This window comes from Sulfitobacter sp. 1A13353 (assembly GCF_043557255.1).
GTDB classification, from domain to species: Bacteria; Pseudomonadota; Alphaproteobacteria; order Rhodobacterales; family Rhodobacteraceae; genus Sulfitobacter; species Sulfitobacter faviae.
Genome location: NZ_JBIFFS010000017.1, coordinates 1 through 12,985, shown reverse-complemented (window position 1 = coordinate 12,985; position 12,985 = coordinate 1). Strand labels below are relative to the sequence as shown.

14 protein-coding genes and 1 pseudogene are annotated in these 12,985 nt (G+C 56.7%); 8 read left to right on the top strand and 7 right to left on the bottom strand.

All coding sequences use genetic code 11. The annotated features are described in order from the left end of the window. Positions 1–502: 502 nt before the first annotated feature. Positions 503–1,552, bottom strand: a complete 1,050-nt coding sequence (locus ACGYLO_RS21910) for an IS110 family transposase (RefSeq protein WP_394377440.1) — start codon at positions 1,550–1,552, stop codon at positions 503–505. 202 nt (positions 1,553–1,754) lie between these two features. Further along, complete coding sequence (locus tag ACGYLO_RS21905) at positions 1,755–1,961, bottom strand: hypothetical protein (protein ID WP_394377439.1); 207 nt, start codon at positions 1,959–1,961, stop codon at positions 1,755–1,757. Positions 1,962–2,029: 68 nt separating this feature from the next. Between ACGYLO_RS21905 and ACGYLO_RS21900 the strand changes: the two genes are divergently transcribed. The 4 genes from ACGYLO_RS21900 to ACGYLO_RS21885 all read left to right on the top strand — a co-directional run bounded on the left by ACGYLO_RS21900 (position 2,030) and on the right by ACGYLO_RS21885 (position 5,049). Next, positions 2,030–2,239, top strand: a complete 210-nt coding sequence (locus ACGYLO_RS21900; RefSeq protein WP_394377438.1) for a hypothetical protein — start codon at positions 2,030–2,032, stop codon at positions 2,237–2,239. Between the two features lie 154 nt (positions 2,240–2,393). Next, positions 2,394–2,744, top strand: a complete 351-nt coding sequence (tnpB, locus tag ACGYLO_RS21895) for an IS66 family insertion sequence element accessory protein TnpB (protein ID WP_394377437.1) — start codon at positions 2,394–2,396, stop codon at positions 2,742–2,744. Between the two features lie 59 nt (positions 2,745–2,803). Next, entirely contained in the window at positions 2,804–4,450 is a 1,647-nt protein-coding gene (gene tnpC / locus ACGYLO_RS21890) for an IS66 family transposase (protein WP_394377436.1), read from the top strand. Then, positions 4,447–5,049 carry a plasmid pRiA4b ORF-3 family protein gene (locus ACGYLO_RS21885; protein ID WP_394377435.1) on the top strand — a complete coding sequence of 201 codons (603 nt, stop codon included), beginning with the start codon at positions 4,447–4,449 and terminating at the stop codon, positions 5,047–5,049. Before tnpC (ACGYLO_RS21890) ends, ACGYLO_RS21885 begins: the two co-directional genes overlap by 4 nt. Positions 5,050–5,105: 56 nt before the next feature. Here ACGYLO_RS21885 and tnpC (ACGYLO_RS21880) read toward each other — a convergent pair whose 3' ends face one another. The 3 genes from tnpC (ACGYLO_RS21880) to ACGYLO_RS21870 all read right to left on the bottom strand — a co-directional run bounded on the left by tnpC (ACGYLO_RS21880) (position 5,106) and on the right by ACGYLO_RS21870 (position 7,427). Further along, positions 5,106–6,509 carry an IS66 family transposase gene (tnpC, locus tag ACGYLO_RS21880; protein ID WP_394377434.1) on the bottom strand — a complete coding sequence of 468 codons (1,404 nt, stop codon included), beginning with the start codon at positions 6,507–6,509 and terminating at the stop codon, positions 5,106–5,108. Between the two features lie 132 nt (positions 6,510–6,641). After that, positions 6,642–6,899, bottom strand: coding sequence for an IS66 family insertion sequence element accessory protein TnpB (gene tnpB, locus ACGYLO_RS21875; protein ID WP_394377433.1), 258 nt, complete (start codon positions 6,897–6,899; stop codon positions 6,642–6,644). A gap of 108 nt (positions 6,900–7,007) precedes the next feature. Beyond that, positions 7,008–7,427 carry a hypothetical protein gene (locus tag ACGYLO_RS21870; RefSeq protein ID WP_394377432.1) on the bottom strand — a complete coding sequence of 140 codons (420 nt, stop codon included), beginning with the start codon at positions 7,425–7,427 and terminating at the stop codon, positions 7,008–7,010. 690 nt (positions 7,428–8,117) lie between these two features. On the opposite strand from ACGYLO_RS21870, the gene ACGYLO_RS21865 reads away from it, so the two are divergent. The 3 genes and pseudogenes from ACGYLO_RS21865 to ACGYLO_RS21855 form a co-directional block, all read left to right on the top strand. Beyond that, a complete protein-coding gene (locus tag ACGYLO_RS21865) occupies positions 8,118–8,708 on the top strand; it encodes a helix-turn-helix domain-containing protein (RefSeq protein WP_276155557.1) in 591 nt (196 codons plus the stop codon). Further along, the gene (locus ACGYLO_RS21860; protein WP_394377431.1) at positions 8,701–9,933 is read left to right on the top strand and encodes a type II toxin-antitoxin system HipA family toxin; all 1,233 of its coding nucleotides are present in this window, start codon (positions 8,701–8,703) and stop codon (positions 9,931–9,933) included. Before ACGYLO_RS21865 ends, ACGYLO_RS21860 begins: the two co-directional genes overlap by 8 nt. Before the next feature lie 316 nt (positions 9,934–10,249). After that, positions 10,250–10,447, top strand: a pseudogene (locus tag ACGYLO_RS21855) (hypothetical protein); the annotation flags it as partial. A 24-nt stretch (positions 10,448–10,471) separates the two neighbouring features. On the opposite strand, the gene ACGYLO_RS21850 reads toward ACGYLO_RS21855, so the two are convergent. Together ACGYLO_RS21850 and ACGYLO_RS21845 are read right to left on the bottom strand one after the other, a co-directional pair. Continuing rightward, the gene (locus tag ACGYLO_RS21850) at positions 10,472–11,023 is read right to left on the bottom strand and encodes a hypothetical protein (RefSeq protein WP_394377441.1); all 552 of its coding nucleotides are present in this window, start codon (positions 11,021–11,023) and stop codon (positions 10,472–10,474) included. Between the two features lie 256 nt (positions 11,024–11,279). Further along, positions 11,280–11,801, bottom strand: coding sequence for a hypothetical protein (locus ACGYLO_RS21845; RefSeq protein ID WP_394377430.1), 522 nt, complete (start codon positions 11,799–11,801; stop codon positions 11,280–11,282). A 614-nt stretch (positions 11,802–12,415) separates the two neighbouring features. On the opposite strand from ACGYLO_RS21845, the gene ACGYLO_RS21840 reads away from it, so the two are divergent. Next, positions 12,416–12,724, top strand: coding sequence for a hypothetical protein (locus ACGYLO_RS21840; protein ID WP_394377429.1), 309 nt, complete (start codon positions 12,416–12,418; stop codon positions 12,722–12,724). The last annotated feature ends 261 nt before the right edge of the window (positions 12,725–12,985 follow it).

Here is a 12,985-nt window from a genome sequence, read left to right as displayed (position 1 = left end):
ATACGTCGCCTCGTCGGCGCCATCCTCATGGAGCAGACCGAAGAATGGACTGTGCAGCGTGCGCGATACATGACGCTTCCGTCATGGGGCTTTAGTGGTCAAGCCGGAATCGGCACAAAAATTCCGCTGCGGTTCACCAGTATGGCTGCAGCATATGAGACGCGGGGGCGCGGAGACCGCAAATCTCGGAGCGCAGCCCGCGTCGCACGCCCCTTAAGGTCGTCCATATTGCTCTATACTCCTTCGGCAGCAACGAAACTTGCAATCTCAGCCCTCACACCGGTGTCATGCTTCCGTCCGTGGTTGGCACGCAGGGCCACCTACATGATGTCGGTGAGATCGGTTCCTGGATGCCTATCTGGAAAACGCGCTCGAACGGATTGCTCGGCGGCAGCGTCATATCCGGCGTTGCCAGGAACCGCGTCCCGGTGGGGACCTCGTCTTGGCAGGCTGGATCCTGCCAGGAGCTGTTGTACCTCCTCTTACCGATCGTGTCGCAAGGTCAGGCGGTAGCCGCTGTACCTGGGGCTTCGTTTGAACACCGCTTCATGCTGAATTTCGTGCCATCCAGCCACATGCGGTGCAGCACAACTCCGATGCGTCTTGCGACCGCCACGGTGGCGCGTTTCTGCCCCCGGCGCTTGGGGACCTGTAATCCCCACGCCTTGAGCCAGCACGGTTTTGCTCGGTGCATCAGTACGGTCGCCGCGTTGAACAACGCTGTTCGCAATGATGTATCACCCGCTTTTGTGATCCGTCCAGAAACGTCTCGTTCGCCAGACTGCTCTCTCCGCGGCGTCAGACCGGCCCATGGCCCGATATCGCGCGACGAGTGGAACCGCGTTGGATCATCAATCGCCGACCGGACCGTTAGGGCGACTACGGCGCCGACCCCAGGCATGGTCATCATTAGTCTACAGGCATCGTCATGACGTGCGAGTGCGAGGACCCGACGCTCGAGGGCAGAAAGTTCACTACGCAGTACTGCTCGGGCCCTCTGGATTGCTGCCGATGCAGTCTCCAACGCAGAGTTCCCTGTTACCATTTCGCGGATCCGTGCCTCGTAGCGGATTTTGCTAACAGGCCCGAGCTTCAGTCCGAAGTTGCGCAACACTCCCCGGAGAGACTGCTCGATATCCAGCAACGCTTTCTGAACCGCCTTGCGAGTGCTAAGAAGAGCGCGCATCTCTTGCGCCGAAACCGATTTGCAATGGACCGGCCTGAACCAGCCCATACGCAGCAGCCGCGCAATACCCTCGGCATCGCGTCGGTCGGTCTTGACGGGCATCCCCTTTAAGACCGCCTTTACCTGGCGCGTCTCCATCAGAATGAGCTCGAATCCGGCCTCTTTCAAGCCACGGTGGAGCCATTGTGACAGTGGTCCGGCCTCGAGGCCGATCGCTTCTATGGGCCATGGCAGATCACTTAAGAACGAGATGTAAGCTTCAGGTTCGCTTACGATCTCCGCTTGCTTCAGGATCTGCCCACGTTCGTCGAGTACGCAGACTGCTGAACTCGCGAGGGAAACGTCGATACCAACGAAAATCTTCATGTCATCCTCCACTGAGATGTGAAAGCGCCAGAGTATCAGAACCTGGCCGCCCCATGACGACATCTGGAAACCTTGGCACCGGTCTGCGATGATCCCATCATCAGCCTGCCTGCAACTCAGACGGACTGATCAGCTCGGCCGTCGAAAGCGCCCGGCCAGCCGCGAGTTACACCACGCTATGGGGCATGATCCTACAGGTGGGTTATCGCTCGCGATCACGGTCCATTTCGACGAGCTCTTGCAGGTTTTCGATCCCAAACGGAGTGAAGGCGATGACACCGTCGTCGCCGGGTCCGTAGACCCAGATTATACCATCTTCGGCTTTCATACCGATGGCGAGATCAAAGATCTGATCAACGGTTTCGCCCAGTTCGGCAGCGACGCGGTCGATTGTCTTGACGGAATACACTTTGTTCGTATACTTCCGCTGAGGGCCGTCTGGCTGCTGAGCTGTGAGATCGTTTATCGAGTGTCCTTATGGACGCACACGAAGACACCCCCCGCATTCAAGTTTTGTCAGTCTCTGATACCGGCCGTCGCCGCCGTTGGTCTGATGACGAAAAAATCCGTATTGTTGAGGAAAGCTTTGGCGACGCCATGAGGTATCGCGGTCTCAGCTTTATGATTGGCGTTATCGCCATAAGAATGGATTGCTTGGTCCTGGCCCGCAATTTTTGCGCGTTATGAAGATCGAAGATGCTTCTGATGGCACTGACACTGCGCCAGCGCCGCAAGCTCCTGTCATGACTATTGATCTCGGAAAGCGGTGTCGTGTGGCGATCCCGTCAGGTTTTGACATGGAGGCTGCTGCGCAGCTACTTAACGGCTTGATGGTGCGGTCATGATCGCGTTTCCGGCTGGAACGAAGGTGTGGATTGCAGGTGGTGTGACGGATATGCGCCGAGGCATGAATACTCTGGCGCTGACAGTGCAACAGGGGCTTGGGCGTGATCCGCATGCGGGCGAGATCTTTTGCTTCAGAGGTCGAAAGGGTGACCTGGTGAAGCTGCTCTGGCATGACGGGGTGGGCATGTCGTTATATTTGAAGCGTCTTGAGGCGGGGAAGTTCATTTGGCCGGTGCGCCAAGACGGGACGGCTGTTGCGATATCTGCGGCGCAGTTGGGCTATCTTCACGAGGGGATCGATTGGCGTAACCCACGCTGGACGCAAAGGCCCAAAGCGGCTGGATAATTTGTGCTGAAGCGCCTGTTTTTATTGGTATTTAGCGGCTTCTGTGGTAAATATTTGCCATGTCCGACGCCGCTTCCGAAATCGCCAGATTAAGCGCTGCACTTGCCGCGCAGACCGCCCGTGCGCAGGCTGCGGAAACCGAATTGGCGCAGGCCCGCGCCTTGGCCTCTTGCACGGATGCAATGATCCAGAAATTGAAGCTGGAGATCGCCAAGCTGCGGCGCGACAAATACGGTATCTCCTCCGAGCGCCGCGCGCGGCTGATCGATCAGCTGGAATTGCAGCTTGAGGAGCTGGAAGCCGCCGCCACCGAAGATGCGTTAGCAGCTGAACAGGCCGCTGTGACAGACAAGACCAGCTCCGTGCGCGCTTTCGCGCGGCGCAAGCCTGTGCGCAAACCCTTTCCAGACCATCTGCCGCGCGAGCGTGTGGTGGTCGAGGCGCCGATCAGTTGCTCCTGCTGTGGTTCAGATCGCATCGTGAAGATGGGCGAGGATATCACCGAGACGCTGGAGGTGATCCCCCGCCAGTGGAAGGTGATCCAAACGGTCCGCGAGAAGTTCACTTGCCGAGCTTGCGAGAAGATCAGCCAACCGCCGGCCCCGTTCCATGCCATTCCGCGCGGTTGGGCCGGGCCGCAACTGATCGCGATGATCGCCTTCGACAAGTATGGACAACATCAACCGTTGAACCGGCAATCCGAGCGCATTGCACGGGAGGGAGTTGATCTGAGCCTGTCCACCTTGGCTGATCTGATCGGTCATGCCTGTGTGGCGCTGACCCCCATTCATGCGTTAATCGCGCGCCACGTGCTGGATGCTGGCCGTTTGCATGGTGACGATACTACCGTGCCGCTATTGGCGCGTGGTGGCGCAAAGACTGCGCGGCTGTGGACCTATGTGCGCGACGATCGACCGTGGGATGGGGGTGCGCCACCTGCCGCACTCTTCCACTTCTCAACAGATCGCCGGAAAGAACACCCGACACGGCATCTGGCCGAATGGCACGGTGTTCTTCAGTCGGACGTGTATGGCGGCTACAATGATTTGTATCTCGCAGATCGTAGTCCGGGCCCGGTCCGTAGTGCGCTGTGTTGGAGCCACGCAAGGCGCAAGTTCTTTGAACTGGCCGACATCAAGGCCATAGCCCGCAAGGGTAAAAAGGTAGCAAAAGAAATCTCGCCAATCGCACTGGACGCTGTGACACGGATCGATGCGATCTTTGCGGCCGAGCGCGACATCACCGGCCTGTCAGAAGCAGCGCGTCATGAAGCCCGCCAGCAGTGGGTAGCGCCGATGGTTAATGATCTGTATGGTTGGATGCTGGCCGAGCGGGCCCGGATGTCAAAGCACAACCCAGTTGCCAAGGCGATGAACTACATGCTCGAGGGCACAGGTCGCTGGGAGGCCTTCACCGCATTCCTTGACGACGGGCGCCTCTGCCTTACGAACAATGCCGCCGAACGGGCGCTCAGAGGGATCGCACTGGGTAGAAAGTCGTGGCTTTTTGCAGGGTCTGAACGCGGTGGCGACAGGGCAGCCTTCATGTATACCCTCATTGTCACAGCAAAGATGAACGACATCGACCCGCAGGCATGGATGGCAGACGTATTGGCACGGCTGCCCGATATGCCTGTGTCACGCTTACCAGAACTGTTGCCCTGGAATTGGAAGGCCGCCATGGAATTGAAGAGGATTGCTGCATGACGCTGGTCGCACGCCTCAAGGTCACATTGTCCGATGTCGAGCCACAAGTGCTTCGACGCTTTGATGTGCCCCTTAAGATCAAGCTGAACCGCCTGCATAATGTGATCCAGGCTGCCATGGGATGGACCGACAGTCACCTGTATGAGTTCAGGGCCGGCGGCAGCGGCTGGGGCGTGCCAGACCCAGATGGTTTTTACGATGGCCCGATGCCCGCCAGCAAAACCAGCCTGCTTGACGTGATCGAAGATGTGGGAACCAAGACCATCCATTACATCTATGACTTTGGCGACAACTGGCACCACGTGATCAAGATCGAGAAAATCGATGGCTCTATCGCGGGCGCCGCATATCCACGCCTGGTCAGGGCCATCGGTGCTTGCCCTCCGGAGGATGTGGGCGGCTTCTCCGGCTACGCTGACTTCCTCGATGCCATAGCTGACCCCAAGCACGAAGAACACAGCCAGATGCTGGAATGGTATGGGGGACAGTTCGACCCGGATGAGGCAGAGATCGGTCGCATCCTTGATAACTTCGAGCGTCTCGCCAAAAAATGGGCCCCGAAGCCGCGTAAACCAAAAGCCGCAGCCAAACGCATCTGATCAATACGGCGCCCCCACGGCCTTCGCCGAAGGCTTACCTTTGTTCAGCTGCATGGTTACGCTGCTTGTGGAAGGGATAGGGCTTTCCAGTTCCAAAGCAGAAGTTCATGCACGCGCGAGACGGGCAAGTCGGGCAGCCGCGCGAGAAGATCGGCGAGCCACGACTTTCTGCCCAGTGCCACGCCACGTAAGGCGCGTTCGGCCGCATTATTTGTCAGACAGATACGCCCGTCCTCGAGGAATGCCGTGAAGGCCTGCCAACGGCCACGCTTCTCAAACATGTAGTTGATCGCCTTGGCCACCTTGTTGTGCCTGGACAGTTTCGCGCGCTCTTCCTGCAGCCAGTCGTGGAGGCCGTTCACCAGGGGGAGGGACAGGTTCTGTCGGGCGGCGAGCCGGGCATCAGCATCCAGCCCATTGATCTCGCGCTCGATGTCGAAGATGGCATCGATCCGTTTTACCGCTTCCAGTGCGACCGGCGAGATCTGATGGGCAGGTTTGCCCTCGCGGACGTTGCCCGCGATGTCGGCCAGTTCGAAGAACTTCCGGCGCGCATGCGACCAGCACAGCGCGCTGGTCACGGGCCCCGTGTCTCGGTCCTTTCGATAGAGGTCGTTGTACCCACCATAGGCGTCCGCTTGCAGCACACCTTGCCATCCAGCCAGATGCTGATTGGGGTTGGTTGCCGCGCGATCTCGGGAGAACCGGAAGAACGCGGCCGGCGGCGCGCCGCCATTCCAGGGGCGGTCATCACGGACATAGGTCCAGAGCCGGTCCGCCAGGGTGTACAGGCTCAGCTCTACACCTTCACGGGCGAACCGCTCGGCCTGCCGGTTCAACGGCTGGTGCTGACCATATTTCTCGAGGATTAGCTTTGCGATCAGGCTGGGCCCGGCCCATCCGCGCGGAATCGCATGGAACGGCGCCGGCGGCTGACTGATCTTCTCGCAGGCTCGGCGAGTGAACTTCTCGCGCACGGTCTGGATCACCTTCCACTGACGTGGGATCACCTCCAGCGTCTCGGTGATGTCCTCGCCCATCTTCACGATCCGGTCCGAGCCACAGCAAGTGCAGGCGACCGGTGCTTCGACGACGACCCGTTCGCGCGACAGGTGATCGGGGAACGGGTTGCGCACCGGATGGCGGCGCGTGAAGGCGCGCACCGTGCTGGCTTTCTCGCTTGCCTGATCTGCGGCTAAGGCATCATCGGTGGCCGCCGCTTCCATCTCTTCAAGCTGCAGTTCCAGTTGATCGATCAGCCGGGCGCGTCGTGCTGACGAGATACCGTATTTGTCACGGCGCAGTTTGGCGATCTCAAGCTTGAGCTCTTGGATCGTCGCTTCTGAGCAGGAGACAACCGCGCGGGCCTGCGCCAGCTCGCTTTCCGCCACATCTGCACGGGCCCCTGCGGCGGCTAGGGCAGCGCGTAATCTAGCGAGTTCGGAGGCGGCATCAGACATGACCAATATTTACCAGCCGAAGCCGCGAGGCACCAATAAAAACAGGCTACCTGGCGCAAATTAACCAGCCTGTGCAGGGCGTTGTGCCCAGCGTGGGTTACGCCAGTCGATGCCCTCCAGAAGATAATCCAACTACGCCGCCGAGATCTGCACCGCTTCGCCCGACCGGCTCACCGGCCAGATGAACTTACCTGCCTCCAAGCGCTTCAAATAGAGCGACATACCCACCCCGTCATGCCACAGGATCTTGACCAGATTGCCTTTACGGCCCAGGAAGCAAAATATCTCACCCGCATGGGGATCACGGCCGAGCCCTTCTTGCACCTGTAGTGCCAGCGTATTCATGCCCCGCCTCATACCGGTAGCACCGCCTGCGATATGGTGTTCCACCGCATAATCATTTGACGTTGGCCTCGTACTGGGACGAGGCGCGTGCTGCACAATTTGACGATGCAGAGGTCGAAGCTGTAAAGACGGGTGCCGCCTTTTAGCTTACATTTACGAAAGAGCCTTCATCGCTGCTTTGCGCATACGCACCCCCTTCGTAAGAAGGCGAACCACGGCGTCATTTTCGCAGCCATCGAGTAGTTTGTTATACGCAGTACCAATGCGGCGAACATGTGTCGTATTGTCTGCCTTATAGACTTCGGCGCAATGGGCTGCGGTCCGTGCGGTCAGCATCTGGGAGTGGGGCCATGCGCGGCTAGGGTTGCGGCAGCAGAGCACTGAATTGGTTTGTTCGTGCGCGTAAAAGCGGCCAGCTTTGTCCCATTCCCCAGGAGGGTGGCTGCGGCGCTTGGCGCGGTCAGCGTACTCAATGCCGGCCGTAATCTCTTCATCGGTGTATCCCAGTTCCTTCGCCAGCTTGGAGAGGTCTTTCTTGATTTCCGCAGGGGACGTGCAGCTAATGGTTGTCATGATTTTGTCCTTTCTAACTTTCCATGACAAAAGGTTACGCGCCCAGATTTGCTGTAGATATGCCCGCGCAGCCGTTATCCACATAAAAGGCACTGGATGCCGCCGTAAGGAAAGAAATCCGAAGTAACAGAGTGGTTTTGGGGATTCTAGTGAGGGTTGGACGACGTGCAGGCGCCGCGGTTAGCTGCCATTGAAATTTTTTCGCGGCTAATGCGGCAGGAGCAGCTACGTGCTGCAGCCAAGGCGAGAGGTTTGAATGCCGTTAGAGCATTACACTCCATGCACACGAACCGCGCCTTCTTAAAGGACACATATTTTAGCGTGACTTCAGTAATGAGGAGACCGGTGATTATGCCTATGGCGATGATGATCGTGGCGGTGATGATGACAATGGTCACGAGAATAGGCAGAGCTGGAAGCAGCGCTTGAAAGGCAAAATCCTAAAGCAAGGACGCGGACGGGGGTGGCTATGGGTACCGGCGCGTTAAATGGGCTAAAAGCATCACGGGATCACCAGGTGGTCGTATGGTGGGCCGCACACCGGGTTCATCGCGGCACGGATTGATCTATGATAGTTGTTCGAGGTTGTCTTGTGATGTGTTCAGATAGATCGCTTATTGAAGCTCTTAGAACCGCATGATACTCTAAAATAGATCAAAGAAACTGTTTGATGTTCAGGAATATATCGAGATGAGCTATGAGAGTGAGAAACTGGCGGCGACACTAAAGGCTGCGCGCGAAAGGAAGGGGCTGAGCCAGCGCGCGCTGAGCGCCCGTGCAGGTGTGCCGCAATCGCATATCTCCAAGATCGAGAGTGGCGCTGTGAACCTGACAGTCTCAAGCCTTACCGCCATCGCGAACGCCCTTGATCTGGAGTTAGCGCTTGTGCCGCGCAAGGCCGCGTCTGCCGTCAGAACGATCACCCGCAGCGTAAACGACGTGCCGAAGGCAACGCCGGAGGCACGTAGAGAGATTGCCCGGCTCGCCAAGCAGCTTGACCACATCCGGTCCCTCAAGATTGATAGTCCCGTCTTCGAAAACCTGCAGCGGCAGTTTCGTGAGATGCAACAGTTCGAGAACCTGATCCGGAACACCGACTCATTGCGCAGCATACGTGAAGCGCTCAACGCCGTGGAGAACGCGGATGGCGTTGTAGCGCTGCAGGAAGCGTCAAAGCGGATGAACAGTTTCCGCAACGCACTCGCCCATGGCATGGTCGATGAAAAGCGGACGCGCTTGCCGCGTCCTGCCTATCGCCTTGATGGAGACAGCAATGAGTAATGTCTCCGTGCTGAACGTAAACCTGTATGGCAAGACCATTGGCACGCTAACCAATCTCGGCGGCGATCGCACCATCTTTGCCTTCACCGACGAATACATCGCCGATCCTGACAGGCTGACACTTGGTCTCGCCTTTAAGGATGAGTTTGGGGAGCTGTATGCGGATTTTCGGCCCTATCAGAAACGGGTCATGCCCTTCTTCTCAAACCTTCTTCCCGAGGGCCATCTGCGCAAATATCTGGCCGAACAGACGGGCGTGCATTCCGAACGTGAATTTTTTCTGCTCTGGGCGCTTGGCCGTGATTTGCCCGGCGCGATCACAATCACCCCTGCCGATGGTGAGGCATGGCCCCCGGCCGGTGTCAATGGAAGCGATGATCAAGGTGATGATCCGCGAGAGAATGCTTTGCGGTTTTCGCTGGCTGGGGTTCAGCTCAAGTTCTCTGCCGTGATGGAAGCAAGTGGCGGGCTGACCATTCCCGCCTCCGGTGTTGGGGGCTCCTGGATCGTAAAGTTACCTTCACGAGAATTCGCAGGGGTCCCTGAAAATGAATTCTCAATGATGAAGCTGGCAAGCCTTATCGGGATGAACGTCCCTGCCATCGATCTAGTCAGTATCGATGCGATTAAGAACTTGCCCGAAGGTATCGATAAGATCGGCAACCATGCCTTCGTGATCGAGCGGTTTGATCGGCTATCCGACGGGTCGCGCCTGCATATCGAGGATTTTGCGCAGGTCTATGGGCTCTATCCCGAAGACAAATACGGCAATGGCACATTCCGCAACATCGCCCAGGTGATCGCCGCCGAAGGAAATGATGCCGACATCATCGAATATGTTCGGCGCCTGACCTTCAACATGCTGATCGGTAACGCCGACATGCATATGAAGAACTGGTCCCTGATCTATCCAGATAGGAGTCATATCTCGCTCGCGCCCGCCTATGATTTTGTGGCGACGGTGCCCTATCTTCCAGGCGATGCCACCAACATGAAGATCAGCCGTGCGAAGGTGTTCTCGGCATTCTCGGTCGATGAACTGACCCACCTTGCCGTGAAAGCATCGATCCCGAAGAAGATGGTGATCGACGCTGCCAAAGAGACCGTTCAGCTCTTTCGGGGGCATTGGGAAGCGGAAGCGGCGAACCTGCCGATGACTGATGACGTCAGATTAGCCGTCAAAACCCACATGAAGACAGTGCCCATCCTGGAAGAACTGTCATAGGGTAGGGGTCCTTGATTCACCAGCAAAGCAGGGATGGGAGGGGTTACGAACGGCTCTGACGAAGCAGGGCGAAAGAGCCAAAACGGCTGATGTGCGCCGGCTATCTCGAAGAGGATGGCCCGCATGGCGCTCAATAGCTCCTTGATTTGGTGCTGATAGCCACCTGACGCCCCGCAATGTTCCGACGCCAGCCTTGTGCGATTAGTCCGCCTTCAAATGCCGCTATTTATCAAGTCGCGTACAGCACTTTTGATTAACGCCGTTGCCTCTTGGATGTCATCGGCGATTGTATCATTGCCTTAACTGAAACGCACCGATGATGATGCGCGCGTGCCATCGAGCCCGATGGCGCGAAGTGGCAATGCGGCATCTCTATCCGACCGCTAAATTGGTCCTTTGGGCTCGTTCTAATGGAGCCGAGCTCGCTAAAGAACTGAGGGTTACCCATGCGCAGAGCATAGATGAAGCTGTTGATCGAGCGCATGTCATATGTACAGTTACTGGTGCTAAAGAGCCAATCCTCAAGTTAGCCAACGTATCAGAAGGCTGCCATATCAACGCAGTTGGGGACGGAGATGCCAGGGGCGCAATCCGCAAAGCCTTTCTGCATAGCCTCATGGCATTCGGCCTCATACTTGGCCGGTACGATAAAGCTGTTATGGATTGGGACAGCGGGGATGTCTAGCTCGGCTAGATAGCAAAGCACCTTCAGGGCAATTTCGGCTTCAAGTGCCTGCAGTTCTTCCCATGGAGTATCTGATCCAATGCTATGGGGCCGGACAGCTGCATGGTTATCCCAGAATGCTTCGTAGAGTTCGTCGGCTCTTCCTGCTTTCAGTCGCATTGCCAAGAGTTCGTTAGCCAGTGACTTCACGGTTTGGGTCTTGCTGCTACTGCCTACGGAGATTCGCAGCACGGCTTTACAGGCTTTCCGTGGCCAGCGTGTCCCAGGAATCTCGTACAGCTCGCCCTTTGGCATCGGAATGCCATGAAGATGGTAGAGCAGGGCCAACTGCATAGAGGAATAGCCTAGCTCTACGGAGGGCTGATTGCGGAAGGTCAGGTGTTTTCGGGCTTCAGCGGGCAGCATCTGAACCCAATGGCCGTATATCCGACCTGGACCACCCCTGCCATCATCCCCGCTGAAGCTGCGGTAGAGTTCAGCTCTTCGGGTCGCCATGAGCTTGGACCGCTTTTCCGACCAGCTCCAGTGGTCAACGTAGACAGCATAGTTGGGCAGGGGCAGGCTAAGCTTGGCTTTCTTCAAAAGAGCTAAAGATACAGGCGAGAACCATCTCGGTACCTTGCTGTGGTCTATCCATTGGTTCCCCAGGCTGGGATAGCTTCTAACCAGTCGGCTTCAACCTCAGATGGACTGGTACAGGCGCATATATCTGTTCTGGGGTGTTTGGATGATCAGGGAGGATCAGGCCCTTCTGGGTTAACCAATCCAACGCAGGGCGAGAGGCTTCAATACGGGTAACCTGTCCCACCTGTTTTGTGCGATCATATATGCCGGGAATGATGCCCAAGAACGGCCTACCGCCAAACTGGAAAAGATGGAGGGCATAAACCACCCTTTGAACAGCGGGGAAACTGATGTTTTTGTACGCGGCAGCTTGCCCGTAGCCATCTTGGTTTAACGGGATGCCGATGTAGCGCAGGTGCTTAGAAAGATGGGAGGCGATATACAATAGGCTATGAAGGATATGCTCTAGGGCGAGCAGATAGGATTCACGGTTTTTGGGTGTGAATGCAGTCAAAACAGCCCTTGGCTTGTCATTAACCACAACTGGCTTACCGACACTGGCCAACACATCTGCATCTTTACGGAGCAGATCGTATAGGTCTTTAGCAGCTTGCTTCACCTTCTTCTTATAGGGCTTTGATCCGTCCACCTTCGGTAAGAGATTGTGGGAAGCAAGGTCGTAACCCTTACCTCTACCCGGCAAGCTAATAGGGGAATTTGCAGATTGTAGAGCATTCAGTTGCGATAGTATTTGATCCTGTGTGAGGGGGGGTGGTTGCCATATTATATTACTCTATGTCTTGATAACTGTTTCAGCCATATGAATAAGGGCTATCGGCTAACCCGTTTTGCCTCTATCCGTACCTGCGATATCCCCGCTCTGATACACCGTAATCCCTCCCCACCTGCTAGAAGGTTTGTCACCATTGCCAACTAAAGGGAGGGCTAGCGTAAGGCCAAACTGTCTCTCTACATCCGTACATTGGGGCCGCTGAACGGGCAGGGGACTACGGATTGAAGATAGCAGTGACAATCAACACCGTACCTTTAGTCCGATCATATGTTCCGGGAGAGGTGGCTCGGCCCCTTCGACGCTTTTCGCAGGTGGCGGATCTTTTTCTGCTAAGATATGTGGATAACCTACCAGCGCACATTGTAACGCGCGGATTGCCCCTTAGTCTATAAGGACAACGTGAATGAGCCGGGTGAACACCGGCAGGCTGGGAGGCACTTATGAGCAAAGAGCGGATCAAGAAGAAACGTCACTATTATGCACGGTATTGCGATTGGGGTATCAATGTCATCTTTGAATCCAATAACGGCACCATCGACTATTTCCCGGGCGATGTCTTGCGTTTCAAGACGCGCCGGGCCCGTGATGCTTGGGTGGCGGATGAGGTCTGGGACGGGACGTGGCGGCGTGAGGCACTGAGTGCGCGCGACTTGCGCCGGGCCCGGAAGTTGGAAGAGCGGCGCTGGTATTCGGCTGGCCGTGGGCAGCGCCTTGAGGGAGAAGCGATCAATTATGAGGTGCTCGACTAATTGGGCGCTCTTTTTTGAGACCCCCGGTGCAGGTTGTGCCTGCGCCGGGGGTGAGTAGAGCGCCGCCGCGGGTGGTGTGGGACCAGGTCCTTTTGAGGTATTGATGGAGTAATGTTGTGGTTTGTGCTGTCGCCCGCCGCACATTTTTACATAATTCATATTATACGTTTCGCGTATGTAGCCGGGTGGATTCACAAACGAAGTGCAAATTCTGTACGAATACAGAGAGTTGCATGGAGTATGAAGAATGGGAACCCACTA